Origin of the sequence: Aeromonas sp. LsrichE-8G (genome assembly GCF_022869435.1) — a bacterium.
In the GTDB taxonomy this organism is placed as follows: domain Bacteria; phylum Pseudomonadota; class Gammaproteobacteria; order Enterobacterales; family Aeromonadaceae; genus Aeromonas; species Aeromonas caviae.
In genome coordinates, this window is sequence record NZ_JALIHH010000046.1 from 107272 (window position 1) to 132371 (window position 25100).

A 25100-nucleotide genomic window follows, 5' to 3' on the forward strand; every position below is an offset into this window, starting at 1 on the left:
GGGCGCTACCCTATGAGGCTAAGCTGTTGTAGGATCTCGCAATTGGATTGGGACTGGAGTGTGAACACCCTATGATTTTAACCCTGATATTGCTGTCAATCGGCGCACTCCTGTTTCTGGTCATCGCCTATAACGTGGTGCAGCAATACAAGCAGAAGGCCGAATCGGACAAGCGCCAGGCCATTGCCCGTCACAAGGCGGTGGCAGACGAGACCGAAGAGGTGTTGCTGAACGTCAACCTGGTGCCCTTTTCCAAAAACATGGTGCTGCTGTTGCAACACCGGATCCTGGATGCCTACCGCGCCATCGCGCTGGTGATGCCCAATGCACAGGTCAAGCAGCGCATCGCCGATGTCCAGCTCCAGATCAAGAACGTGCAGGAGAACTACAGCAGCCAGGACGAGGGACATTTCAAGACGCCGGAGTCCGACCGCCAGGCCATCCAGATGCTGCAACTGGCCAAGAAGATGCGGGCCGTGCTGCGGGTCGAGCACAACAAGGGCAAGATAGATCCTCAGGGCTTTGCCCAGGAGGATCGCCGCCTCGAGCTGATGCAGCTCAAGATCAACATCGCCAACCTGCTCAAGCGGGCCATGGATGCTCAGATCCAGGGGCAGTACGGCACCTGCCGCCAGCTCTACACCAAGGGACTGGGGGTGCTGGCCAATGTCACCGACAAGGATCCCTACCTGCTGGCGCGGGAAGAGGACATGCGTCAGGGGATGCGCCAGCTGGAAGAACACCTGCAGCAGCACAGCGAGAAGGAGCTGCAAAACATCAAGGACAAAGAGACGGACGAACTGGACGTCCTGTTCCAACCGAAGAAGAAATGGTGATCATGTCACATCCCCTGGATTCCACACTGGGGCCCATGGCCCCATTTGTTTGCCAACTGCTCACGGAAATGCGTGCCGTCATGGGAGTCAATGACTCCCCCGTGGTGGATCACCTCTGCTACCGCGCCGCCACCCTGCCGGAATATCTGGAGTTGAAAGCGGTGCTGGCCGCCCACGGAGTCTTGCTGGTGGAGGGGATGATAGGCGGTCGTCCCATCGCCACCTATCGCTTGCACCAGCCTGTCTGCTGGGAGCAGGTGACCGTCCCCTGCATCGAACTGGCCGCCCCCAAGGCGGGTAGAAGCCATCAGGCCGGGCTCGAACATATCGAGCTGGTGGTGCCCTCGCTCACGGCCTTGGTGGCGACGCATCCCGATGTCCCCTTCAAGAGCGGCAACATCGATGACGGACGCAATCCGGATATAGGATTGATGCTGCCCTCTGGGCAGATCAAGTTTCATCTGCGCCCGCTTGATGAGGTGATCGACGAAGAGCTCTGCACCGGCGCCGTGGTGCCGGTACCGGCGGACTATTATGACGGTCTGTGAGGGGAGGGCCCGTTGACGGGAGCCTGACCCTGTGGCGTCAACGCACAAGCTGGCGCCACACGTCCTTTCAAGTGACCGAGCCAGAGGCTCAACCCCGCGGTGATCATCAACACCAGCTCGATGCCGAGCACCAGACCCCAGAGCCCCCCTTGCTCCCAGAAGGGGTGCAGATAAAGCCCACCCAGACTGGCTCCCAGGTAATACCCCACCAGATAGAGCGATGAGGCGAGCGCCCGGTTGTGCTCCACGTGCTGGCCGACCCAGGCGCTGGCACAGGCGTGGGCGAGGAAGAAGCCAAAGCTCGAGACAAGCAATCCCCCGATGATGGCGACAAGGCTCCCCTGCAACAGGGCCAGGCTGCCGAGTGCCATCAAGGTTATTCCCGCCAGCAGCAGACGATGTGCTCCCCAGCGATGGGCCCCGCGGCCGCTCAGTGAAGAGGCGACGGTGCCGGTGAGGTAGGTCAGAAACAGCATACCGAGCCACTGGGTCGGCAGGGAGAAGGGGGCCTTGGCCAGCAGGAAGGTGAGATAGCTGTACTGGTTCAGGAAGACCATGAAGTTGAGGCCGCCGATGAGATAGGCCCCCACCAGCAAGGGGTTGCCAAGGTGACTCTGGATGGCGTGGTGCAGTTGCCCAGGCGCTGCCTCCACGGCCACGAAGCAGCGCTGGGCGGGCAGCAGCCAGATGACCAGTGGCAGCAGGGCGAGGCTGATGATCCCGATACCGAGGAAGGTGTGCTGCCAGTCACCAAACCAGCCAGCCAGAAGACCGCCGACCACCCGGCCCGCAATGCCCCCCAGGGAGTTGGCCGCGATATAGACGCCGACGGCTACGATCAGGGCACGTTTGCTGAACTCTTCCCCCATGTAGGCAATGGCGGTGGCGGGGAGACCTGCCAGCAGGACGCCTTGCAGGATGCGCAGGCTCACCAGCACATCAAAGTGGGTGACCCAGGGGATGCACAGGGAGAGCAGGATGGCGGCCGCCAGGGTCCACAGCATGATCCGCCGCCGTCCGAACCGATCAGCCAGACGGGCACAGACGAGCAGGGAGCCTGCAAGCCCTGCGGTGCAGCCTGCCAGCGTCCAGCTGGCGGACAGGGCGCTGACGGAGAAGACCTCTGCCAGGAGCGGCAGCAGGGGATGGGTCTGGTAGAGGTTGAGGAATACCAGGAAGGAGCCCAGGCTGAGGGCCAGGGTGGCGCGTATCCATTCGCGACTGCCTACTTCGATCATATGGAGTTGTCCCGACGACTTTTGTGCAGGGTAGTGCGACGAAACGTATAAATATAATATATTTAAGTTATCACCCTGATAAATGAAATTGATATGGATCTGAAACAGCTCGGATACCTGCTGGCGGTGCGCGATGCCGGCTCCTTCACCAGGGCGGCCCAGGGGCTGAACGTGGCCCAGCCTGCCGTCAGCATGGCCATCGCCAAGCTGGAGCAGCAGCTCGATCTGCGGCTGTTTGACCGGCAGGACCGCAGCGTGCGCCTCACCCCGGAGGGAGAGGTCCTCTGTCGCCACGCCGAACGGCTGCTGCGCCAGATGCACCAGGCCGAGGCCGAGATGGCCGAGCTCAAGGGGCTGGAGCGGGGGGAGGTGCGCATCGGCATCCCCTACATGATGGGCTCTTATTACTTCCCGCCAATCCTGATGGCGTTCAAGCATCGCTACCCCGGCTTGAAGATCCGGGTGGAGGAGGCGGGCACCCGGGAGCTGCTCAGCCGCATGGTGGATGGCAGTCTGGATCTCGCCATCCTCATCACCAGCGATCTGCCACCGGCCCTCGAGGGGGCGCAACTGCTGCGGGAAGAGATGCTGATGGTGGTGGGGGAGGAGCACCCCCTGCGCGGCGCTGAGTCGGTCTCGCTGCCACAGTTCTTCGGCCAGGAGCTCGCCATGTTCCGGCGAGGCTTCTACCACAGGGAACACATGGAGGTGTTGGCGCAGGGGCTGGGGGTAGAGCCTGACATCGCGTTCGAAAGCAATCTCATCCCGCTGCTCAAGGCGGTGGTGCGTCAGGGATTCGCCGTGACCACCTTCCTGCGCATGGCGCTGGAAGAGGAGCCGGCCCTCACCGGCATCCCTTTTTCACCCCCCATCTTCCTTGATCTCTGCGTAGCCTGGCGACGGGGGGATCCGCTCTCCATGGCGAACCGGGCATTGCGGGATTTTTTGCTGGCACAAGGGGATGTTTCTCACCATTGCGCTACAGATACTCAATGATTGAGTGGTATCACCAATAAAAACGCCTCCAATCTGGAGGCGTATGCTGACAAGGTGGATGCAACCTTACTTCTTGAACAGGTGATCCAGCTTGTTTGCCTTGGTGGAGAGATAAAACTCGTTGTGGGGATTGCGACCTTCCTGAAGGGGCACGCGCTCCGCCACCGGGATGCCAAAGGATTCCATCGCCTTCAACTTGCGCGGGTTGTTGGTCATCAGGCGCAGGGACTTGACCTCGAGCGCCTTGAGCATGTCGGCACAGATGGTGTAGTCGCGCATGTCGGCGGCAAAGCCAAGCGCCACGTTGGCCTCCACGGTATCGGCCCCCTGATCCTGCAGATGATAGGCCCGGATCTTGTTGAGCAAGCCGATGCCTCGCCCTTCCTGACGGACATACAGCAGGACGCCGCGGCCCGCCTTGGCGATGTTTTCCAGCGCGGCCTGCAATTGGAAGCCGCAGTCACAACGCAGACTGAACAGGGCATCCCCGGTCAGACACTCGGAATGAATGCGTCCCAGCACGGGTTCGCCGTCTGCGATATCGCCCATCACCAGCGCGGCATGATCCTTGCCCGTGCCGGTTTCCTGAAAACCAACCAGCGTGAAAGTGCCCCAGGGGGTCGGCAACTTGGATTTGGCCACGAGGGTAACGCTGCTCATATGGTTGCTCCTGACTACAGCTGCTTAAAAAAGGGCGGCCAGTTTAGCGCGCATTGTCCGGAACAACCATAAGAACAAAACCTTGCGTGAGAAGTGGGTTAACCCGATTGGTCAGAATAGGTACAATCACGACGACTTTTGCGCAATTGTGTGCCCTGACAACTGCCAGCGACGGCGCATTCGGGTATAATCGGCGCCCATTAACCCATCCCGACAGGGATGTGTGCAACCAGTCAAGATGCCGAGTGCGCAGGAGAAACGTTATGGCTCAGATGGCCCCCGTGATGACTATTGATGGCCCAAGTGGAGCAGGAAAAGGCACCTTGTGCCAGTTGCTGGCTGAAAAACTGGGCTGGCACCTGCTCGATTCCGGTGCCATCTACCGGGTGCTCTCCCTGGCAGCCCTGCATCACGATGTGGAGCTCGATTCCGAAGCCGCATTGGTTCCCCTGGCCGCCAATCTGGATGTGCAATTCCAGGTAGAAGGGGAGCTGGTCAAGGTGATCCTCGAAGGGGAGGATGTTTCCCGCACCATTCGTACTGAAGAAGTGGGCAACGCGGCCAGCAAAATCGCGGCGTTTCCCCGGGTACGTGAAGCCCTGCTGCGTCGCCAGCGAGCATTTCGCCAAGCCCCCGGTCTCATCGCCGACGGTCGCGACATGGGTACAGTGGTTTTCCCCGAGGCGGATGTGAAGATTTTCCTCGACGCCAGCGCCGAGGAGCGGGCCCAGCGCCGCTATAAGCAGTTGCAAGATAAGGGCTTTGATGTTAACTTTGAGCGTCTTTTAACCGAGATTCGGGAACGTGACGATCGCGACAGAAATCGCGCCGTCGCTCCCCTGAAACCCGCGGAAGATGCTCTTGTTGTAGACTCAACGTCCATGACCATAGATGAAGTGCTGGCAACGGTGCTTGCCTATGCAGAGCAACAACTTGGTGATGTCAGCGCAAACTGATGTCAGTCGTCTGCACCAAGGATGGCGCAGATAATTTAAAACAACCCCGCTTGTGCCGGATTGCAAGTGGATGTTTCATTTGTGACATAAACAATGATCGAATCTTTTGCTCAACTCTTTGAAGAGTCCCTGAACGCCGTTGAAACCCGTCAAGGTTCCATCGTCAAGGGCACTGTCGTTGCTATCGAGAACGGTTTCGTACTGGTTGATGCCGGTCTGAAATCCGAGTCTGCTATCCCGGCTGAAGAATTCAAGAACGCCATGGGCGAGCTGGAAATCAACGTAGGTGACTCCGTTGACGTGGCTCTGGACTCTATCGAAGATGGTTTCGGCGAAACCAAGCTGTCCCGCGAAAAAGCCAAGCGCCACGAAGCCTGGCTGCAGCTTGAAAAAGCTTACGAAGAGCAAGCTACCGTTATCGGTATCATCAACGGCAAGGTCAAGGGTGGTTTCACCGTTGAACTGAACGGCATCCGTGCCTTCCTGCCGGGTTCTCTGGTTGACGTGCGTCCGATCCGTGACACCGCTCACCTGGAAAACAAAGAACTCGAGTTCAAAGTCATCAAGCTGGACCAGAAGCGCAACAACGTTGTTGTTTCCCGTCGTGCCGTGATCGAGACCGAGAACACCTCCGAGCGTGAAAGCCTGCTGGCCAACCTGCAAGAAGGTCAAGAAGTTAAGGGTATCGTCAAGAACCTGACCGACTACGGTGCATTCGTAGATCTGGGCGGTGTTGACGGCCTGCTGCACATCACCGACATGGCGTGGAAGCGCGTTAAGCATCCTTCCGAAATCGTCAACGTTGGCGACGAGATCGCTGTCAAGGTTCTGAAGTTCGACCGCGAGCGTACCCGTGTATCCCTGGGCCTGAAGCAGCTGGGCGAAGATCCCTGGGTTGCTATCGCCAAGCGTTACCCGGAGACCACCCGTCTGTCTGGCCGCGTGACCAACCTGACCGACTACGGCTGCTTCGTTGAAATCGAAGAAGGCGTTGAAGGCCTGGTACACGTATCCGAGATGGATTGGACCAACAAGAACATCCACCCGTCCAAGGTTGTTAACGTTGGTGACGTGGTTGACGTGATGGTTCTGGACATCGACGAAGAGCGTCGTCGTATCTCCCTGGGTCTGAAGCAGTGCAAATCCAACCCGTGGCAGCTGTTTGCCGAAACTCACGCCAAGGGCGACCGTGTTTCCGGCAAGATCAAGTCCATCACTGACTTCGGTATCTTCATCGGTCTGGATGGCGGCATCGACGGCCTGGTTCACCTGTCTGACATCTCCTGGAACAACCAGGGCGAAGAAGCCGTGCGTGAATTCAAGAAGGGCGACGAGATCGAAGCCGTTGTTCTGCAAGTGGACCCGGAGCGTGAGCGCATCTCCCTGGGCGTCAAGCAGATCGAAGAAGACCCGTTCAATAAGTACCTGTCTGACAACAAGAAAGGTGCTATTGTGAAGGGCAAGGTTACCGAGGTTGATGCCAAGGGTGCCGTGATCGAACTGGCTGACGGCGTAGAAGGCTACCTGCGTGCCTCCGACGCTGCTCGTGACCGCGTAGAAGACGCCACTCTGGTGCTGTCTGTTGGTGACGAAGTTGAAGCCAAATTCATGGGCGTTGATCGCAAGAACCGCACCGTGAGCCTGTCTGTCCGTGCCAAGGACGAGGCTGACGAGCGTGTCGCCATCGACAGCCTGAACCAACAAGAAGAAGTTGTGTTCAGCAATGCCATGATGGAAGCGTTCAAAGCCGCCAAGGGTGAGTAATCCTTGATGCAAGAAAAGGGCGGCATTGCGCCGCCCTTTTTTATCTTGGCAAAATGATTATTGCATGTGATCGGGGAAGGAGATTTAACCTTATGACCAAATCAGATCTCATCGAACAACTGGCAGCCAGCCGCATGCATATGCCGGCCAAGGATGTCGAAGCCGCAATCAAGGAGATCCTTGAGCAGATGGCATCGACCTTGCAAAACGGCGACCGGATTGAAATCCGAGGATTTGGCAGTTTCTCGCTGCACTATCGTGCGCCCCGCGTGGGTCGCAACCCCAAGACCGGGGACAAGGTTGAACTGACCGGGAAATATGTCCCGCACTTCAAACCTGGCAAAGAGTTGCGCGAACGCGTCAACATCATCGAATAATGCAGAAAACGGCATACCTGAGTATGCCTTTTTTATTTTTATGTTCTGGAGTCTGCCCGTTGTCGGGTTTCTCACACTCTTTTCCCATTCGCGCTAGAGTCTGCCTGTGATTTTAAGGATAATCAGTCACTCATTCGCTACAGACAGGGAGCTCCCATGAAGCGTATCTTGGCCCTCATTCCACTGGTGCTGGTGTTTGTCCTGACCCTTGCCATCGGTTCTCAAAATGGTCAGCTGGTGCAGTTCAACTACTTGATCGCCCAGGGGGAGTTCTCGCTCTCCATGTTGTTGGGGTTCTTCTTCGCCGGCGGCTTTCTGCTGGGCTGGCTGGTGTTTGGCCTGCTGTTCCTGCGTCTCAAACTGCAAAATCGCACCCTGAACCGAACCATGCGTCGTCAATCTCGCGAGTTGGAGCTTGCCCGGTCGACAGCCAAGGAATAATGTCCCTCAATGCTTGAACTGCTTTTCCTGCTGTTGCCCATCGCCGCCGGTTATGGCTGGTACATGGGCCGCAGGAGTGTTCGCCAGGACACCCAGCAACAGAGTAACCAGTTTTCCCGTCAGTACGTGGCGGGCCTCAACTATTTGCTCTCTGACGAGTCGGACAAGGCGGTGGATCTCTTTATCCAGCTGCTGGAAGTCGACAGCGAAACCATCGAAACCCACCTCTCCCTCGGCAACCTGTTCCGTCAACGGGGCGAGGTCGATCGCGCCATCAAGATCCACCAGAACCTGGTCGCCCGTCAGCTGACCCGTGAGCAGCGTCAGCTTGCCTTGCAGGAGCTGGCCCGTGACTTTCTGGCTGCCGGCTTGCTCGATCGGGCCGAAGCACTCTGGAAAGAGCTGTGTGATGACAGCGATTTCGAAGAGACGGCTCTGGCACAGCTCCTGATCATTCATCAGCAGTTGCGTGACTGGGACAATGCCATCGCCGTGGCGGTGCGTCTGCAGAAATTCCAGGGCAAGAAGCTGGCCGAGCCCATTTCCCACTTCTATTGCGAACAGGCGGAGAGTGCCTTGCGCGATGGCGACAAGCCTGCGGGGATCGCCAAGCTCAAGCGTGCGCTCGGTGCCCACCCGGCCTGTGCCCGCGCCAGCTTGCGGCTGGCCGATCTGGCGATGGAGGAGGGCAGGTTCGAGGATGCGGCCAAGGAGCTCCTGCGGGTGTTCGAGCAGGACATCGACTTTGCCTCCGAAGCCATGCCAAAACTGCTTGATTGCTATCGCCAGCTTGGTCGCAGCCAGGAGCTGATCCCGCTGCTTGAAAAAGCGGTAGAGGATCATGCGGGGGTCAGCGTGACCCTGGCGCTGGCCAATCTGGTGGAGGCCCGCGATGGGTTGAGTCAGGCCCGTGCGCTGGTGCTGCGCCAACTGCGTCGCCACCCCTCCATGAAGGGGTTTTATCAGCTGGTCGGTTTCCAGTTGGCCAGTGCCGAGGAGGGGCCTGCCAAGGAGAGCCTGGAGCTGCTGCAACAGTTGGTCGGTGAGCAGATCAAGATCAAGTCGACCCACAAGTGCCGTCAGTGCGGCTTTGCCACCCATTCGCTGTTCTGGCAATGCCCTTCCTGCCGGCAGTGGGGCACCATCAAGCCGATCCGAGGGCTGGATGGGGAGTAAACGCCAGCGAGGCCAACACGCCCGGGCGAGCACGGATACCCAAGAATTTCAGATGCCAGCGTGCAACCGGGCCCCGGCTCTGCTGCGCCTGGCTGTGGCATAACAATCCATAGGAAGTGACATGCAAGACCCCAAAGTACTGGTCGCGCTGGATTATCAGCACGAAGCCGACGCCTTTGCCTTCATTGAGCAGATCTCACCGGCCCAGTGCCGCCTCAAAGTAGGCAAGGAGATGTTTACCCTGTTTGGTCCCCAGTTCGTTCGTCAACTGGTGGCCAAGGGGTTCGACGTCTTCCTGGATCTGAAATTTCACGACATTCCCAACACCGTCGCCAAGGCGGTGGCGGCCAGTGCGGAGCTGGGCGTCTGGATGGTGAATGTCCATGCCAGCGGTGGCGAACGCATGATGCGTGCCGCCAGAGAGGCGTTGCTGCCATACGGGGACAAGGCGCCCCTGCTCATCGGGGTAACCGTGCTGACCAGCATGGAGCAGTCCGACATGGCGCCCCTGGGTCTGGATGTGACGCCGGCAGAACAGGTGATCCGCCTGGCCACCCTTGCCAAGGCGGCCGGGCTGGATGGTGTGGTCTGCTCCGCGGAAGAGGCGAGTGTGCTGAAGGGGCTGCTGGGAGCCGAATTCAAGCTGGTGACGCCGGGCATTCGTCCGAGCGGATCGGCTGCCGGTGATCAGCGCCGCGTCATGACGCCGCTGGCAGCGGTGGAGGCGGGGGCGGATTATCTGGTGATCGGCCGTCCTATCACCCAGTCCTCGGATCCCGCCGCCGTGCTTGGGGCGATCAATGCCGAGCTTTGCCGGTAACGGCGTAATGGGCGAATGAGCGCAGGCCGGATCCCAGATCCGGCCTGCTGCATTTTGGCCGTGGGCTGGCCCTGCCTATAGGGAGTTCAGGAGTGGACGGCCTGGGTGTCCAGACGAATGGGGAAGAGGCCGAGCAGCAGGCCGGCGAGTGCGCCGATGAAGTGTGACTCGATGTGCACCCTGGCACCGATCAAGGCGGAGACAGGGCTCTCGCCGGCACTGTAAAAGTCCACACCGAGCTTGATGGCGACGCCCGCCAGCATCAGCCAGCCGGAGTGACGGCGAAAGCGGATGTCCTGCATGGCACCCCATACGAACAAGCCGTGCAGCAGGCCGGAGAGTCCCATGTACCACTGGGTTTGCGGGCAGCCCCACCAGATGCCGAGTCCGACCGCCGTTCCCAGCAGCAGCAACAGCACGGGCAGGCGCCATCCCGTCAGGTACTCCTGAAACAGGCTGTAGAGCACGGCCAGACCGCTCAGGTTGAGCAGCAGGTGCCATCCATTGGTGTGTGCCAGATTGCCTGTTATGATGCGCCACCCTTCGCCCTGGGCGATCAGGTCGCGATCGAAGGCGAGCTGATGATTTGGCACGGTGAAAAAGAGCAAGGCAGTGACGAGCGAAAGCGCGATGACCCAGAGCAGACCCGATTTTCCTGACAACATGAAGCAGCCCAACGACAAAGAGAGCCGATACTGTACACGCTGTACCCGGGCCCTCAAAGCGTGCCTGTGCGATTATATTCAGCGGGTGCCGAACCTGGCTGCGCTCCATATTCTGCAACACCCTGCCGAAGTAGGTCACCCCAAGGGGACGGCTGCGTTGCTGGCGGCGTCCCTGACCGATGTGCGCATCCATGTGGGAGAGGACTTTTCCGACGACGAAGGGCTCAATGCCCTGCTTGCCGACCCCGCTGTCCAGTGCTACGTGCTGTGGCCCGATGAGGAGGCCCTGACCCTGATACAGGCAAGGGAGCATCTCCTGAGGCGTGGACGCACCGTGCGAGCCCACTTCATCCTCCTCGATGGTACCTGGCGCAAAGCCTATCGCATGTTGCACAGCTCGCCTGCACTGCTCGGGTTGCCGCGGATCACCCTCGGCGCCATTGCCGGACAATATTCCATTCGCAAGAAGCCCTTTGAGGAGGCGCTGTCCACCCTGGAAGCGGGCTACCATCTGTTGTCCCGGTGGGAAGGAGAGCCTGAGCGCTTCGCCCCGCTGATGACCCTGTTTACCCATTTGAACCGGCAGTGGCATGACTTTGCACAAGGCCGCCGCCGTTGAGTTGCCCAGAGGAGTGAAAAACATGAAAAAAGCCGTCGTGGTCTTCAGTGGCGGGCAGGACAGCACCACCTGTCTGGTGCAGGCACAGGCCCGCTATGACGAAGTGCATGCCATCACCTTCGATTACGGCCAGCGCCACCGGGCGGAGATTGACACCGCCCGCCATCTGGCGGCGGCGCTCGGGATCGCCGCCCACAAGGTAATGGATGTGACCATGCTCGGGGAGCTGGCCATCTCTGCGCTGACCCGGGACGACATACCGGTGAGCTTCGAGCTTCAGGAGAACGGCCTGCCCAACACCTTCGTGCCGGGACGCAACATCCTGTTCCTGACCCTGGCGGCCATCTATGCCTATCAGATGGGCGCCGAAGCGGTGATCACCGGGGTGTGCGAGACCGACTTTTCCGGCTATCCCGATTGCCGCGACGACTTCGTCAAGGCGCTCAATCAGGCGGTCTCCCTGGGGCTGGATCGCCCCATCCGCTTCGAAACCCCCCTGATGTGGCTCGACAAGGCCGAAACCTGGGCGCTGGCGGATCATTACGGTCACCTCGATACCGTGCGTCACCAGACGCTCACTTGCTACAACGGTGTCCAGGGAGATGGTTGCGGGGCCTGTCCTGCCTGCGAGCTGCGTCGCCGTGGCCTGGATCACTATCTGGCTGACAAGATCGGCATCCGTGCCAGACTTTACGAGAAGAGCGGACTGGGCGAGAAAAGCGGATCCTGAGCCTGTGCCTAGCCCGGGTTTGGGGTATAATCCGCCCCTTTTGCAGCAAGTCGTGACCAAGATGCACTATCCAATCAACGAGATCTTCCAGACCATCCAGGGGGAGGGGGTATTTACCGGCCTGCCCGCCATCTTCGTTCGCCTTCAGGGCTGCCCGGTGGGCTGCCCCTGGTGCGATACCCGCCACACCTGGGTGGTGGACCCCGAGCGTGAGGTGGCCCCTGGCGAGGTGCTCGATCGTTCCAATGAGTCCGACGGCTGGAGCAAGATGAGCACGGAAGATATTCTGGCCAGCTTTACCCGGCTCGGTTACCGGGCCCGTCACGTGGTGTTGACCGGTGGTGAGCCCTGCCTCTACGACTTGCGCGAGCTCTCTTCGGCCCTGGTGGCATCGGGTTATCAGGTGCAGATCGAAACCAGCGGGACCAGCGAGGTGCTGACCCATGAGCAGACCTGGGTGACTGTTTCCCCCAAGATCGGCATGAAGGGTGGGTTGCCGGTGCTGGTCTCTGCACTGGAGCGGGCCAACGAGATCAAGCATCCGGTGGCCACCGAGCACCATATCGAGGAGCTGGATGCCCTGCTGGCCACCGCCCGGCTGCGCCCCGATGTGATGATTGCGTTGCAACCCATCAGCCAGAAAGCCAGGGCCACGGAGCTGGCCATGGCGACCTGCATCGCCCGTAACTGGCGACTCTCCATCCAGACCCATAAATACCTGAATATCGATTGATATGGATGGACTCAGCGATGAGCGCATCTTGCTGACGCTGGCCAGCAAGATGCCTTACGGAAAATACAAGGGGCGGCGCATCATCGATATTCCCGAGCCCTATCTGGTATGGATGGCGCGAAGCGGTTTTCCGGCCGGTACCTTGGGCCAGTCTCTGGCACTGGCCTACGAGATAAAGCTCAATGGACTCGAGTCCATGATTATTCCCATTATTAACAGGATGTCAGAATGAGAATATATACAAGGCAAGGGGACAAGGGGCTCACGCGACTGGCCGATGGCACTTCCCTGGCCAAAGACGATAAACGTGTCGAGACCTATGGCGCCATCGACGAGCTGAATTCCCAAATAGGCTTGTTGATGGCTGAAATACCCGCCGGGGAGACGACTCTCCTGGCCGATCTCATATTGTTGCAGCAGGAGCTGTTTGATCTGGGCGGGGAGCTGGCATTTTCCAGTGAATCGCAAACGGATGCGCTGTGGCAGGTGAACGAGGCTTGGACGAACAGGCTCGAGCAACAGATCGATGCCTACAGTGCCGGGTTGCCGGTGCTGCGCAATTTTATTTTGCCGAGCGGTTCGCGGGCGGCGGCCCAGGCACATGTGGTGCGTACCCTGACCCGTCGCTGCGAGCGCCTGCTGCTTGGGTTGAGCCGCGTAGAGCGGGTGAATCCGGCTGTTTTGCCCTATCTCAACCGGCTGAGCGACTGGTTTTTCACCATCGCCCGATACTTGCTGGTATCGTCAGGCACCCCGGAGATCCTCTGGGTCAAGGTGGCTGACAGAGGCTGACAACTGCTCGAAGCGGCAATAAAAAAACCTCGCCTTGCGAGGTTTTTTTATTGCTGTGGAAAGGGGCCTGATATTGCAGTCAGATGGCAAAGGCTTCCACGGATTTGCCTTCGGCAACGGCCTTGGCAATGACCGAGGGCATGCGGCCCTGACCGGTCCAGGTTTTTTCCACGCCATTGTCAAGATAACGATATTTGGCGGGGCGGGGCGCACGTTTGCTGACCTTGGTATTCTCGGGCACCACGGTGTTGACCAATTCGGCGGGATCGATCCCTGCGGCCTTCAGCATTTCGGCATATTCGGCAATTTTCTTTTGATGTTCTTCACGGGCCTGGCGTTCGGCGGATTCATCTTGCCGACGTTCATCGACGATGGCGGAGAGCTTTTCCAAGCCTTCTTCCAGTTGTTCCAGCGTCAAATCGCGGCAAGCTGCACGCAGGCTACGGATATTCAACAGCACTTTCAGAAATTCGTTCATATTGGCTACCACGCGAGCAAAATATTAAGGGAAGAACTGGTTTTTCGATAATTTATAGGGGTGATTGGTACCAAGTCAAGCCTGCCAAAATAATTAATTAGGCTGATAAATTAAGTCTTGAAATAGATATTAAGGATATTTTTATCCGTTTGACGGGCCAACATCTTCGAATGGACTCGTGTCAGATGAAAATATCGCCAGTGGAGTCTTTGATGAACCATTTGACTATCTTTGAAGATGTGGGTGCCTCAGAAACCTTGAAATTTAATCAAAAAACTTGCTATCACCCGGCGGCTCGATAAAATGTGCCGCGAATACCTTTAAGTAGAGGCGCGCTGCCTATGAGTAACCGAGCGGAGGGTGATGCCTGCGATGCTCGATGAAAGGAGTCGGCGCCGAAGTGACCAGGCCATCATACCGGGTTGCTGGTTCTGCATCTAATAGGTGCAGGACTGCCATAGTCATCCACTATGGAGCGCTACCTGAAGGGGCTGAGGAGTATACCCTCCCCATGGGTTTTGTTTCTTTGATCCTCTCGGTAGATCTCCACCTGTTGTCTTTAGGTGCAAAGAGATCATGGACATCGTTCATTACGCCGACTCCGGTTGGTCCGTCGTTCCCCCCCTGCTGGCCGTTGCGCTGGCGATCATCACCCGCCGCGTCCTGGTGTCGCTGGGGGTGGGCATAGTCGCAGGCAGCCTGCTGCTCAACCAGTTTTCTCCCCTTGCTTCCCTGCATTACATGCTCGATACCGTGCTCAGGATCTTCTGGGTCGACGGTGCGCTCAATCGTGACAACGTCAACATGATCCTCTTCATGTTGCTGCTGGGCGGCCTCATCAGCCTGATGAGCGTCTCCGGTGCGACTCGGGCGTTTGCCGAGTGGGCGGAGCGCCGCGCCAAGACCCGCAAGGGTGCCAAGTCCCTGACCGGTCTGATGGTGTTCGCCTTCTTCATCGACGACTTCTTCCACAGCCTGTCGGTGGGGGCCATCTGCCGTCCGGTGACCGATCGCTTCCAGATCTCCCGCGCCAAGCTGGCTTATCTGCTGGACTCCACCGCCGCGCCGGTTTGCGTGCTGATGCCGATCTCCTCCTGGGGGGCCTACATCATCGCCCTCGTCGGCGGCATCATGGCGGCTCATGGTCTGACCGACCAGAGCCCCATCTCCGCCTTCGTCGAAATGATCCCCATGAACCTCTATGCGGTGTTCACCCTGATCATGGTGCTGGTGGTGATCGCCTTCCAGCTCGACATCGGCCCCATGCGCCAGCATGAGCAGTGGGCACTGGAGGGCAAGCTGTGGGACGAGTCCAAGGGGCGCCCCATCGGGCTCGACATGGAGAGCCCGGAGGAGAGCAATGGCGGCATGATTGACATGGTGCTGCCCATCCTGACCCTGACCCTGGCCACCGTCTATTTCATGATTGACTCCGGGGCTGCGGTGCTGGCCGACAAGGGGCTGCCGTTCAGTGTGCTCGGCTCCTTCGAGAACACCAATGTCGGCTCCTCCTTGGTCTATGGTGCCCTGTGCAGCCTGGTGGTCTCCATCGGTCTGGCCATGCGCCTCAAGCTCGGGGCAAGCAACTGGATGAAGGCGGCTCCGCAGGGGATCATGGCCATGCTGCCCGCCATCAACATCCTGCTGTTCGCCTGGACCATCGGCGCCGTGGTGCGCGATGTGGAAACCGGCAAATACCTGGCCTCCCTGGCCAATGGCAATCTGCCGGTGGAAGTGCTGCCCGCCGTGGTCTTCGTGCTCTCCTGCGCCATGGCGTTTGCCACCGGCACCAGCTGGGGCACCTTCGGCATCATGCTGCCGCTCGCCGGCGACATGGCGGCCGCCAGCGACATCAGTCTGATGCTGCCCATGCTGGCCGCTGTACTGGCAGGGTCCGTGTTCGGGGATCACAGCTCCCCCATCTCCAGCACCAGCATCCTGTCTGCCACCGGGGCCGGTTGCCATCACATCGATCACGTGATGACCCAACTGCCCTATGCCCTGGCCATCGCCTTTGGCGCTGCGCTCGGCTACCTGGTGATGGGGCTGATGCACTCCGCGCTGGCCGGTTTCACCGTGAGCGGGCTCTGGTTCCTGATCTTCTCCGGTTACCATTTGCGCAATGCCCGGGCGTATAGCGCCGTGGCAGTCGCATAAGAGAACAAGGGGCCTGCGGGCCCCTTGGTTTTGGCAGGGGCTTTGGTTAGCATGCGCCCCATCACTCCCGTTTCGGAACCCCATCATGGCTTCACTGCACTACAAATTTGCCACCATGAACTCAGGCAAATCGACCCAGCTCATCCAGGCCCACTTCAACTATCTGGAGCGTGGCATGTATCCGCTGGCCATGACGCCCGCCATCGACGATCGCTTCGGTGCCGGTGTCATCAGTGCCAGGGTCGGCCTTGAGCTGAAAGTGGAGGTGTTCAGCGACAGCTGCGATCTCTTCGAGATGGTCAAGGCGCGTCACGCAAAGCGGCACATCGATGTCTTCATCGTTGACGAGGCGCAGTTCCTGACCCGTGAGCAGGTCTACCAGCTTGCCCGCATCGTCGACGAGCAGGACATTCCGGTGATCGCCTATGGTCTCAAGACCGATTTTCGCGGCGAACTGTTTCCCGGCTCCTACCACCTGCTCTGTCTGGCGGACAAGTTCGAGGAGCTAAAAAGCATCTGCTGGTGCGGCAACAAGGCCCACATGAACTCGCGGGTCAACGAGGCGGGGCAGGTGATGCGCGACGGTGAGCAGGTGGAGATCGGCGGCAACGATCGCTATGTGTCGCTCTGCCGCAAGCACTATCTGGAAGGACGTGCCTTCAAGTAACCCGTGGCTGGCTCGTGCAGCCTGGACACCAAAGAGGGCGCCTATCTGGCGCCCTCTTTGTCTGTGGAGGTCAGTCGATCTCGATGTCCACAGGGGCGATGATGGGGTCTGCCGCCGGCAGGCGGTGGAAGAGCTGGCGAAAATGCTGCTGTACCCGGCCTATGTCCACCAGGGACATGCCGGAGGCGAAGCCGAACCAGACGTAGAGCCCGGTGAGGTCGCGAAACATGGGAGGGAGGTAGCGAGGGGCGTCGATGAGCCCCTCCAGATAGTGCTGATAGAGCACGGGGATGTCGTCCAGGGTCACCTTGCCGACGAACAGCATGGGCAGGATCTCCGGCACCCCCTCCAGCACGGCGCTGCGAATGAAGTTCACCGTCTCCACATAGCCCTTCACATAGGAGAGATCCTTGGTAAAGCAGGCGCCCCCTTCGACCATGCCTCCGCGAAACACCCGCTGGGTGATCTTGTAGGCGTCGTGCTCGCTGGCCCCTTTGGCCACGAAGTGGCGGAACACCTCGATGAAATCGGCGCCACGCTCCGCCATGTCGATGGCCATGACCCGATCCGAGATGCGCTTGGCCCTGTCCGGGAAGGAGCTGAAGGTGAGGGTCTCGATGAGTACCGCCAGCCCCTCCTGACAGGCGGTGATGCGGGGCGAGCCGGCGCCGAGCCAGGTGGCGTAAGATTGCTGACGGCCGTTGAGGGTGGTGCCGACGTGAACCCAGCCTTCGTGTACCTCTAGCACCTGCAGATCGAGTTCCGAGAAACGGGCGTGGGAGTTGAGCTTGATGTAATCCCCACCGGCGGCGGCATCGGAGACGATGCCATCGCTGAGCTTGACCTGGACTGTGCCGTCGCTGAAGTAGCTAGACAGCTTGCCTTGCAACCTCGCCACCGCGACTTCCCCCTCGAACTCCTTGGGGTAGGGGCGCACCAGGTGGCGGGCGCCGGGCAGGGAGAAGATGTCGCACAATCTGGCCCCCAGCTCCTTCAGGGTCTTGCGATCCCCGCGCAGGTGATCGCTTGCCGAGCCGTAGAGCCGCTGGCTGTAGCGCTGGAAGTCAGGCTGCCCGCGCTGGCGCAGCATCTCGATGACCACCATGTACTGATCCACCGTCTCTTGCAGGATCCGGCCGAGATCGTCCTGAGGGCCGAGGTGCCGGCGGATCCTGTCCCTCAACTCCTTGAGCTCAAGGTACTTGTTGCGGGGATCGAACCCCAGGGGGAGGGATTCATAGAAGTGCCTGTCGATGGCGGGCAGTGCCTTGCCGCCACTTGCCAGAAAGTCGCTTTGCAGGTGACGGGGCCATTTGATGGCATCCAGGATGCGGATGGGTTTTTGCAGGGCGAGCAGTTCATCCGAGAGGGATTTGAGGTGCAGGCGATACTTTTCTTGGATGGTCATCGGGCTCTTTGGAGGCGAGTGCGCTACGAGAATGGCTGAGTATAGGCACAGGGCCTGTCAAAAAGAAGCGAGACGACGGGGATCCGGCCTGTGTGCTTTTGGTTGTCTGAAAATTGGTTTAGACTGCGCCCCTTGATCTCTACCGCGTCGTGAAAATGATGAATATCCCCAGCTCTGAAATGATAATGCGTTGGTTGCAACAGGCCCGGATCGAGCACTATGTGTGCGATCAGTGTCATGGCATCCACATGGTCTCCCTGCAGTCCGTCGAGGGCATCCAGGAGAGCCGGATCTTCGTGGAAGAGGAAGGGCTGCTGTTCTCATCCGAGCTGGAGGTGCGCCCCTCATCGCTGCTGCCCCTGGTGGCCGAACTGGGTCGTCTCAACATGCAATATCCGTCCCTCAAGGTGTTCCTCGACATCATCGATGACAACCTGCCACGCCTCGTTGTGGGTCACACCGTCTTTACCAAGGCGGGTCTCACCGTCGAGCAGTTCCTGCTGTTCGTTGAAAGCACCACGGCAGCCACCCATGAAGTGGTTTCCGAATGTGAACGCCTTGGCTTCCTCAATCTGCCGGAAATCCAGGTCGCACCGGAATCCGTTCACTGACTTCAGCACCTGAACTGTGCGTTTAATGTGCGAACGGTTCGCTGCGGCTAAAAAGCCGTTGACGGCGGCGGGGCTTTCCCCTAAATTACGCCCCGTTCCAGCGCAACGGCGTAGCGAACATCGTGTTGGCTGAACACGTTAAACCACAGACAAAAATTTGGTGCGGTATCCGAGAGGCTGCCCACCGACGAAGTGGGCAAGATGCACGCACAGCGTGCTCCGAAAGCCACTTCAAGCAGTAAAATTTGGTGAGGTGTCCGAGTGGCTGAAGGAGCACGCCTGGAAAGTGTGTATACGGCAACGTATCGAGGGTTCGAATCCCTCCCTCACCGCCAAATAAAACAAAAGGCCCCGTCGCAAGACGGGGCCTTTTGTTTTTCCGGTAACCGGAATCTGGTCTCTACCCGGTATCGACAGGCGGGTGGACTAGCCCTGCTGGAGTGGCATAGGCCGTACACCGGGCGACACCGGGATGTAGTCTGGTCAATGCCTCCCTTGCTGTCAGGTTTATCCTGATCGGTTTATCGCTCCCTAACCTTGTCCCGTCCCGTTATCTCTTCAACCTGGAGACATAGGGGATATTCCGGTACTTGTGCTCCCAGGGCAGGCCGTAGCCCACCAGCAGGTCATCGCTCGTCATTTCATAGGCATAAAACTGCTCGGCAGGGATAGCCACGCGCCCTGGTTTGACAAACAGGGTCGCGATGGACAGGGAACGTGGCGCGAACGCCTGCAGGTGCGCGACCAGCCGCCTCATGGTACCCCCCGATTCGATGGCGTCGTCCATCAGGATGACGTCTCTGCCCTGGATGCCGACATTGTTGTGAAAGACGATGGGAGAGGCATTGTGGCGTTCCCCCGGAGTGTGGGGGCAGGAGATGTAGTCCATGGCGACATCAAAGCGCAGCGCCCTGACGACATCGGCGGTAAACAGCATGCCGCCCGGCACCACGGTGATCACCACCGCCTCCGTGAATCGCTCGTTGAGCCGTTTGGCGATGACCTCGACGCCGAGCGCAATGTCCTCGCCACGTCGCCGAAAACAGGGTTTCTCATGGCAGCTCCTGACAGGTTGTAGAAAGAGGGGTGGCCCGGGGTGCCAGCCCCACGCCTCTGCTGAGGAGCAGGGCCAGCACCGTCAGCAAAACGACGCCATGGAGGGCAGCCGGCAGACCGAAGGCGTCGACGACAAAGCCGACCAGGGCGGGGCTGGAGAGCACCCCGACATAGCCCAGGGTGGCGTCGCTTATCTGGGCGTTCAGTTTGGCTAAGGGGATGATGGAGGCCCAGGCCGCCGTGGCAAAGCCCGAGCAGAAGAAGGTGGCTCGGGTGGCGAGCCGCTCGTGCCGGGGCCGCCGACTGGAGAGTGTGGACAACATGGGGTCTCCTTGGATGACAGTCGAAGTAAGGGGCTGTGCCTGGGATCCTCCGAGCGAGGAGGTCATGCTATGATCGTTTCGATCTCACATGAACAAAAATGATCTTGTTTTTGTTTGTGTGTGTTCATTGTTGCGATATGATGACCGCGATCAGCATGCATACATCCGAGGTAACAGCATGATCAAACTCATCATCACGGACATGGACGGCACCTGCCTCATATAGCAGGGGGATGACAACCGAGCCCTGTTCGCCGAGGTGGTTGCCGCCATGGCGCAGCAGGGGATACATTTTGCGCCCTGCACGGGAAAACAGGTCGACCGGGTCGAGGCGCTGCTGGGTAACGCCCTGGGCCTGGCCATCATCCGTCGGTTGGAGCGTCTGCCGGGCGAGCATATCGTCATCGCCTGCACGGCGGCCTGCGCGGCGATCCGGGAGGAGGTGCCGGATCATCTGAAAGCCTTGGTGCGTCGCTCCTACACCCAGGTGCAGACGGTCGCCGATTTTGGCGACATCACCGCGGACGTTGTGAAGATCACCCTCTATGACAAGCAGGGCCGCTGCCTGGATCTGCGGGGCCAGCTTGGCGAGTGTGATGACGAGGCCTACATAGTGGCGTCCGACAAGCAGTGGATAGACATCGCCAATGCCGGCGTGCACTAGGGGACAACGGTGGCCAGGTTGCAGCAGCTGGTCGGCGCCGGTCGCCATGAGACCCTGGTCTTTGGCGACGGGCTCAACGACTCGGGCTGATGGCGTGCGCCGACTTCAGTTTCGCCATGCGCAATGGCCACGACGAGACCAAGGACGCCGCCCATTTCATCACCCGCTCGAACGATGAGGACGCCGCCATGCACACCATCTTGCAACTGCTCGCACTGCAGCGGTAGGGGGCGTGAGGCGGGCCGGGCGATGATCGCCCGGCCATTACAAGGGAACACCATGGACAAGTATTCACCGGAGGAGCGACGGCTCCTCATTCTGGATCTGCTGGCCGCGCACCACAAAGTGATGGCGGCGGAGCTGGCGGAGCCGCTGGGCACCACGGAGGCGACCATCAGGCGGGATCTGCGCTATCTGGCTGATGAGGGGCGCTGCAAGCGCATCCACGGTGGCGCCATCTCCCTGTCGCCCCAGACGGGGACCCTGACCGAGCGCAGTACCCAGCATGTGGCGCAGAAGCAGGCCCTGGCCATGGCCGCCCTGAGCCTGGTCAAACCGAACCAGCTGATCTTCCTGGATGCCAGCAGCACCCACCTGCTGCTGGCCTCCCTCATGCCGGAACACCAGGGCCTGACGGTGGTGACCAACAGCCCGGCCATCGCCTGCCGGCTGCTGGAGAGACCCGGCATCAGGACCATCCTCATCGGTGGCGAGCAGGATCCGCTGGTCGGCGGGGCCGTCGACATCACGGCGGCCGAGGGCATCAACAAGTTCCGCTTCGACCTCGGCTTTCTGGGGGGCTGCGCCTGGTCCTCGGATCTCGGCTTCAGCGCCGTGCATTACCAGGACAGCGAGTTCAAGCGCCGGGTCGTGGAGCGTTGCGGCTCGCTGGCGGTGCTGTGCAATGACGACAAGCTGGAGTCCCTGGCCTCCTACCCCTTCCTGCACGCCGCGGATCTCGACTACCTGATCTGCACCCGGCAGGATCCGGTCCTGGTCAAGACGCTCGAAGGGGAGGGCTGCACCGTGATCACCGCCGGCTGATGCCGCCGCGAGAAGAGCGGGGAGAGGCCGGGGGCTGGAAGCGGCCCATAAAAAACGCCCCGTTAGCGGGGCGTTGGGAACGGGGCGCCTGCCAGCGTCATCAGGCGAGGTCGAAGCGATCCAGGTTCATCACCTTGGTCCAGGCCGCCACGAAGTCCTTCACGAACTTCTCCTTGGCATCCGCACTGGCGTAGACCTCCGCCAGGGCGCGAAGCTGGGAGTTGGAACCGAACACCAGATCGACCCGGGTTCCGGTCCACTTCACCTTGCCGCTCTGGCGATCACGGCCTTCATAGACTCCCGGGCTGCCCGCCGCTGGCTTCCACTCCGTGCCCATGTCGAGCAGGTTGACGAAGAAGTCGTTGGAGAGGGTGCCCGGGGCGGCGGTAAAGACCCCGTGGCAGTTGCCCGCGTTGGTGCCGAGCACCCGCATGCCGCCCACCAGTACCGTCATCTCGGGGGCACTCAGGGTGAGTAGCTGCGCCTTGTCGATCAGCATGGTCTCCGCGAAGCCCGCGCACTCGCCCGCGTAGTTGCGAAATCCATCTGCGAGGGGCTCGAGCACCGCGAAGGAGTCCACATCGGTCTGGGCCTGGGAGGCATCCATCCGGCCCGGAGTGAAGGGCACGGTCACGGCGACACCGGCTCTCTTCGAGGCCTGCTCGACCCCCACGCCGCCCGCCAGCACGATGAGATCGGCGAGGGAGACCCGCTTGCCGCCGGTGGCGGAAGCGTTGAAGGTCTGCTGTATCCCGTCGAGGGCCTGAAGCACTTTCGCAAGCTGGGCAGGCTGGTTCACGGCCCAATCCTTTTGCGGGGCGAGCCGGATGCGGGCACCGTTGGCGCCACCGCGTTTGTCAGAGCCACGGAAGGTGGACGCGGAGGCCCAGGCGGTCGACACCAGCTCGGCCACGGACAGGGAGGCCGCCAGGATCTGCTCCTTGAGCAGGGCCACGTCCTTGTCATCGATCAGGGGATGATTGACGGCGGGGATGGGGTCTTGCCAGATCAGCTCCTCTTTGGGTACCTCCGGCCCCAGGTAGCGGGCGATGGGGCCCATGTCACGGTGGGTCAGCTTGAACCAGGCGCGGGCGAAGGCATCGGCGAAGGCCTGCGGATCCTCGTAGAAGTGGCGGGAGATCTTGCCAAACTCGGGGTCAAAGCGCAGGGTCAGGTCGGTAGTGAGCATGGTCGGCTTGTGGAACTTGCCCGGGATGTGCGCATCGGGAATGATCTCCGGTGCATCCTTGGCCACCCACTGCTTGGCGCCGGCTGGCGACGTGGTCAGCTCCCACTCGTAGTTGAACAGGTTTTCAAAGAAGTTGTTGCTCCACAGGGCCGGTGTCTTGGTCCAGGTTACTTCGAGCCCGCTCGAGACGGTATCCTTGCCATGGCCGCTGCCGAAGTCGCTCATCCAGCCGAGGCCCTGGGCCTCCAGAGGCGCGGCTTCCGGCTCTGGCCCCTTGTGGGATTCGGGCGCTGCGCCGTGGGCCTTGCCGAAGGTGTGGCCGCCCGCGATAAGGGCGACCGTCTCTTCATCGTTCATGGCCATGCGACCGAAGGTGGAACGGATGTCCTTGGCAGCCTCCATGTAGTCACCGCTGGCGTTGGGCCCTTCCGGGTTGACGTAGATGAGGCCCATGTGGGTGGCACCGAAGGGGGCCGTAAGCTCGCGATCGCCCTTGACCCGATCGGGATCGACCCCGAGCCAGGCAATTTCATCCCCCCAGTTGACGTCCTGATCCGGCTCCCACACGTCTGGCCGCCCACCGCCAAAGCCGAAGGTGCGAAAACCCATGGTCTCCAGGGCGACGTTGCCGGCGAGGATCAGCAGATCGGCCCAGGAGATCTTGTTGCCGTATTTCTGCTTGATGGGCCAGAGCAGGCGGCGGGACTTGTCGATGTTGACGTTGTCAGGCCAGCTGTTGAGGGGGGCGAAGCGCTGTTGGCCACGGCCGCCGCCACCGCGACCGTCGGTGGTGCGATAGGTGCCCGCAGCATGCCAGGTCATGCGGATGAACTGGGGGCCGTAGTGACCGAAGTCCGCCGGCCACCACTCCTGGGAATCCGTCATCAGCTTGACCAGATCTTTCTTGAGTGCCTTGTAATCCAGGCTCGCGAAGGCCTTGGCGTAGTCAAAGTCCTTGTCCATGGGATCGGCGCCGGGGGAATGCTGATGCAGCAGATCCAGCCGCAACTGGTTCGGCCACCAATCTCGATTGGTTCTGCCGACGCCGGCGGTGTGGTTGAAGGGGCATTTGCTTTCTTCACTCATCTCTGTCTCTCCTTGGCAGTCATGTGCAATGCAGACAACTCAGTATGGGAACTTTTCCTGCAACCGGCGGGGCATGTGACAGGTTGGGCCTTGGACCGGCATCGGGGGGTATCAATAACTCCTTATATTTCAGCTAATTGATTAAGGATGGGATGACCGTATTACGAAAAGATGAATCGGTGCCATCGAATTTGGCTGCTCCTCTACAAGGGATAAGAGAAGGAAGGAGCGCCCTGGCAGCTGTGTTATCAATCTTTTTATCCATAACACGAGGGATCAGACCTGGACTTGCGCTGGGTCATGGCATGGGGAGGGCGTCTCTTGAGCGGGGCAGAAAACCCCATTTTTGTGACGGCGGTCTGGATTGCGTCCTGAGCAGGGCGCCGAGCGCCAGAGGATGGGGTGGGGGCGTTGCGCCAAAAAGCGGACGGCGCAGAAACAAAAAGACCGGCCAGTGGCCGGTCCAAACAGACAGCATGCGGCTGTCTCATCAGGCTGATCCCAGCCTGGAGGGGAATAATGGGGTGGCTGATGGGGCTCGAACCCACGACAACCGGAATCACAATCCGGGACTCTACCAACTGAGCTACAGCCACCACTGAAATCTGCCTTCGATACAGCAATCAAACTCATCTGTATCGATGGCGCGCCCTGCAGGATTCGAACCTGCGACCCACGGCTTAGAAGGCCGTACCTGTTAATAGAGTTAAAATGTCATCAGAATACGTCAAACATCAAATAAATATAATACTTTAAAATCAATGTCTTATTGCCTTTAAGTCTGTCTAGGTTAGCTGAGGAAATTTTATGTTGCCAAAATTAGCACTTCAGGTTTCTGCATTTTTAGTTGTTTTTTTGATCTAAAATGCGGCGTTTTTCAAGATAGTTGTCGCGCAAAGCTGTTTTAAGCAGCCTCTTTCTGCTCCGGCTCGGGTTTCTCGGGCCGCTCCGGATTTAGCATCACGGCACCGATAGGTGTCCAGTCTCGCGTCTTGCCACTCCACCTCGCTGGGTGTTGTGCTCGGGCGGCCTGGTACACAGCATCCCGTTTCGCCAGCAGGGCTTT

Annotated in this window: 28 protein-coding genes, 2 tRNA genes, 1 pseudogene and 1 riboswitch; of the genes and pseudogenes, 21 read left to right on the forward strand and 10 right to left on the reverse strand. The window is 59.9% G+C overall.

Annotated elements, in window-relative coordinates; genetic code table 11:
• The first annotated feature begins 71 nt into the window (after window positions 1-71).
• A complete protein-coding gene (locus MUW49_RS09980) occupies window positions 72-836 on the forward strand; it encodes a DNA repair protein (RefSeq protein ID WP_210538191.1) in 765 nt (254 codons plus the stop codon).
• Window positions 830-1384, forward strand: a complete 555-nt coding sequence (locus MUW49_RS09985) for a VOC family protein (protein WP_244812668.1) — start codon at window positions 830-832, stop codon at window positions 1382-1384. The genes MUW49_RS09980 and MUW49_RS09985 overlap by 7 nt, the downstream gene beginning before the upstream one ends.
• On the opposite strand, the gene MUW49_RS09990 is transcribed toward MUW49_RS09985, so the two are convergent.
• Window positions 1369-2622, reverse strand: a complete 1254-nt coding sequence (locus MUW49_RS09990; RefSeq protein WP_244812669.1) for an MFS transporter — start codon at window positions 2620-2622, stop codon at window positions 1369-1371. The genes MUW49_RS09985 and MUW49_RS09990 overlap by 16 nt on opposite strands.
• Before the next feature lie 93 nt (window positions 2623-2715).
• Between MUW49_RS09990 and MUW49_RS09995 the strand changes: the two genes are divergently transcribed.
• Window positions 2716-3618: a LysR family transcriptional regulator gene (locus MUW49_RS09995; RefSeq protein WP_010675004.1), complete on the forward strand. Its 903-nt coding sequence runs from the start codon at window positions 2716-2718 to the stop codon at window positions 3616-3618.
• Between the two features lie 66 nt (window positions 3619-3684).
• On the opposite strand, the gene ribA is transcribed toward MUW49_RS09995, so the two are convergent.
• Window positions 3685-4278, reverse strand: coding sequence for a GTP cyclohydrolase II (ribA, locus tag MUW49_RS10000; RefSeq protein WP_010675003.1), 594 nt, complete (start codon window positions 4276-4278; stop codon window positions 3685-3687).
• Between the two features lie 263 nt (window positions 4279-4541).
• On the opposite strand from ribA, the gene cmk reads away from it, so the two are divergent.
• The 6 genes from cmk to pyrF all read left to right on the forward strand — a co-directional run bounded on the left by cmk (window position 4542) and on the right by pyrF (window position 9812).
• Window positions 4542-5234 carry a (d)CMP kinase gene (cmk, locus tag MUW49_RS10005; RefSeq protein ID WP_041215039.1) on the forward strand — a complete coding sequence of 231 codons (693 nt, stop codon included), beginning with the start codon at window positions 4542-4544 and terminating at the stop codon, window positions 5232-5234.
• A gap of 93 nt (window positions 5235-5327) precedes the next feature.
• Window positions 5328-6998, forward strand: coding sequence for a 30S ribosomal protein S1 (gene rpsA / locus MUW49_RS10010; protein WP_010675001.1), 1671 nt, complete (start codon window positions 5328-5330; stop codon window positions 6996-6998).
• A 92-nt stretch (window positions 6999-7090) separates the two neighbouring features.
• Window positions 7091-7375 (forward strand): integration host factor subunit beta, encoded by a 285-nt coding sequence (gene ihfB, locus MUW49_RS10015; protein WP_005299934.1) that lies wholly within the window; start codon window positions 7091-7093, stop codon window positions 7373-7375.
• 156 nt (window positions 7376-7531) lie between these two features.
• A complete protein-coding gene (locus tag MUW49_RS10020) occupies window positions 7532-7816 on the forward strand; it encodes a lipopolysaccharide assembly protein LapA domain-containing protein (RefSeq protein WP_042016623.1) in 285 nt (94 codons plus the stop codon).
• Window positions 7817-7825: 9 nt separating this feature from the next.
• Window positions 7826-8992 carry a lipopolysaccharide assembly protein LapB gene (gene lapB / locus MUW49_RS10025; protein WP_103260269.1) on the forward strand — a complete coding sequence of 389 codons (1167 nt, stop codon included), beginning with the start codon at window positions 7826-7828 and terminating at the stop codon, window positions 8990-8992.
• 121 nt (window positions 8993-9113) lie between these two features.
• Window positions 9114-9812, forward strand: coding sequence for an orotidine-5'-phosphate decarboxylase (gene pyrF / locus MUW49_RS10030; RefSeq protein WP_010674998.1), 699 nt, complete (start codon window positions 9114-9116; stop codon window positions 9810-9812).
• Between the two features lie 86 nt (window positions 9813-9898).
• Here pyrF and rrtA read toward each other — a convergent pair whose 3' ends face one another.
• Window positions 9899-10477 (reverse strand): rhombosortase, encoded by a 579-nt coding sequence (gene rrtA, locus MUW49_RS10035; protein WP_223937785.1) that lies wholly within the window; start codon window positions 10475-10477, stop codon window positions 9899-9901.
• Between rrtA and MUW49_RS10040 the strand changes: the two genes are divergently transcribed.
• From MUW49_RS10040 to MUW49_RS10060, 5 genes are all read left to right on the forward strand, one after another.
• Complete coding sequence (locus tag MUW49_RS10040) at window positions 10443-11096, forward strand: tRNA-uridine aminocarboxypropyltransferase (RefSeq protein WP_193758484.1); 654 nt, start codon at window positions 10443-10445, stop codon at window positions 11094-11096. The genes rrtA and MUW49_RS10040 overlap by 35 nt on opposite strands.
• A gap of 22 nt (window positions 11097-11118) precedes the next feature.
• On the forward strand, window positions 11119-11826 hold the full coding sequence (gene queC, locus MUW49_RS10045; RefSeq protein ID WP_244812670.1) for a 7-cyano-7-deazaguanine synthase QueC: 708 nt from the start codon (window positions 11119-11121) through the stop codon (window positions 11824-11826).
• A gap of 61 nt (window positions 11827-11887) precedes the next feature.
• A complete protein-coding gene (gene queE, locus MUW49_RS10050) occupies window positions 11888-12559 on the forward strand; it encodes a 7-carboxy-7-deazaguanine synthase QueE (RefSeq protein ID WP_010674994.1) in 672 nt (223 codons plus the stop codon).
• Window position 12560: 1 nt separating this feature from the next.
• Window positions 12561-12791 carry a DUF3820 family protein gene (locus MUW49_RS10055; protein ID WP_039038687.1) on the forward strand — a complete coding sequence of 77 codons (231 nt, stop codon included), beginning with the start codon at window positions 12561-12563 and terminating at the stop codon, window positions 12789-12791.
• Entirely contained in the window at window positions 12788-13351 is a 564-nt protein-coding gene (locus MUW49_RS10060; RefSeq protein WP_244812671.1) for a cob(I)yrinic acid a,c-diamide adenosyltransferase, read from the forward strand. Before MUW49_RS10055 ends, MUW49_RS10060 begins: the two co-directional genes overlap by 4 nt.
• Before the next feature lie 79 nt (window positions 13352-13430).
• Here the strand turns inward: MUW49_RS10060 and MUW49_RS10065 are convergent, their stop codons facing one another.
• Entirely contained in the window at window positions 13431-13829 is a 399-nt protein-coding gene (locus MUW49_RS10065) for an H-NS family nucleoid-associated regulatory protein (protein WP_041215041.1), read from the reverse strand.
• A 317-nt stretch (window positions 13830-14146) separates the two neighbouring features.
• Window positions 14147-14318: riboswitch (Lysine riboswitch) on the forward strand.
• 87 nt (window positions 14319-14405) lie between these two features.
• Here MUW49_RS10065 and MUW49_RS10070 point away from each other — a divergent pair.
• Both MUW49_RS10070 and MUW49_RS10075 read left to right on the forward strand, forming a co-directional pair.
• A complete protein-coding gene (locus MUW49_RS10070) occupies window positions 14406-15986 on the forward strand; it encodes a Na+/H+ antiporter NhaC family protein (protein WP_244812672.1) in 1581 nt (526 codons plus the stop codon).
• A gap of 85 nt (window positions 15987-16071) precedes the next feature.
• Window positions 16072-16653, forward strand: a complete 582-nt coding sequence (locus MUW49_RS10075) for a thymidine kinase (RefSeq protein WP_010674989.1) — start codon at window positions 16072-16074, stop codon at window positions 16651-16653.
• A 70-nt stretch (window positions 16654-16723) separates the two neighbouring features.
• On the opposite strand, the gene MUW49_RS10080 is transcribed toward MUW49_RS10075, so the two are convergent.
• Window positions 16724-18061 carry a flavohemoglobin expression-modulating QEGLA motif protein gene (locus MUW49_RS10080; protein WP_183149861.1) on the reverse strand — a complete coding sequence of 446 codons (1338 nt, stop codon included), beginning with the start codon at window positions 18059-18061 and terminating at the stop codon, window positions 16724-16726.
• Between the two features lie 155 nt (window positions 18062-18216).
• Between MUW49_RS10080 and MUW49_RS10085 the strand changes: the two genes are divergently transcribed.
• Window positions 18217-18672 carry a YbjN domain-containing protein gene (locus MUW49_RS10085; RefSeq protein WP_160839247.1) on the forward strand — a complete coding sequence of 152 codons (456 nt, stop codon included), beginning with the start codon at window positions 18217-18219 and terminating at the stop codon, window positions 18670-18672.
• A 247-nt stretch (window positions 18673-18919) separates the two neighbouring features.
• A tRNA-Ser gene (locus MUW49_RS10090) sits at window positions 18920-19007 on the forward strand.
• Window positions 19008-19222: 215 nt separating this feature from the next.
• On the opposite strand, the gene MUW49_RS10095 is transcribed toward MUW49_RS10090, so the two are convergent.
• Together MUW49_RS10095 and MUW49_RS10100 are read right to left on the reverse strand one after the other, a co-directional pair.
• Window positions 19223-19693, reverse strand: a complete 471-nt coding sequence (locus MUW49_RS10095) for a phosphoribosyltransferase family protein (RefSeq protein WP_319899208.1) — start codon at window positions 19691-19693, stop codon at window positions 19223-19225.
• Between the two features lie 31 nt (window positions 19694-19724).
• The gene (locus tag MUW49_RS10100; RefSeq protein ID WP_201957198.1) at window positions 19725-20051 is read right to left on the reverse strand and encodes a hypothetical protein; all 327 of its coding nucleotides are present in this window, start codon (window positions 20049-20051) and stop codon (window positions 19725-19727) included.
• Window positions 20052-20322: 271 nt separating this feature from the next.
• On the opposite strand from MUW49_RS10100, the gene MUW49_RS10105 reads away from it, so the two are divergent.
• The 3 genes from MUW49_RS10105 (at window position 20323) to MUW49_RS10115 (ending at window position 21759) form a co-directional block, all read left to right on the forward strand.
• Complete coding sequence (locus MUW49_RS10105) at window positions 20323-20715, forward strand: hypothetical protein (protein WP_201957196.1); 393 nt, start codon at window positions 20323-20325, stop codon at window positions 20713-20715.
• An 89-nt stretch (window positions 20716-20804) separates the two neighbouring features.
• Complete coding sequence (locus MUW49_RS10110) at window positions 20805-20942, forward strand: HAD hydrolase family protein (protein ID WP_201957194.1); 138 nt, start codon at window positions 20805-20807, stop codon at window positions 20940-20942.
• Window positions 20943-20994: 52 nt separating this feature from the next.
• Window positions 20995-21759, forward strand: coding sequence for a DeoR/GlpR family DNA-binding transcription regulator (locus MUW49_RS10115; protein WP_244812674.1), 765 nt, complete (start codon window positions 20995-20997; stop codon window positions 21757-21759).
• A gap of 100 nt (window positions 21760-21859) precedes the next feature.
• Here MUW49_RS10115 and katG read toward each other — a convergent pair whose 3' ends face one another.
• From katG to MUW49_RS10130, 3 genes and pseudogenes are all read right to left on the reverse strand, one after another.
• Window positions 21860-24034, reverse strand: a complete 2175-nt coding sequence (gene katG, locus MUW49_RS10120) for a catalase/peroxidase HPI (RefSeq protein WP_244812675.1) — start codon at window positions 24032-24034, stop codon at window positions 21860-21862.
• Window positions 24035-24554: 520 nt separating this feature from the next.
• Window positions 24555-24630: transfer RNA gene (locus MUW49_RS10125), tRNA-His, on the reverse strand.
• A gap of 308 nt (window positions 24631-24938) precedes the next feature.
• Window positions 24939-25100: pseudogene (locus tag MUW49_RS10130) on the reverse strand (IS3 family transposase); the annotation flags it as partial.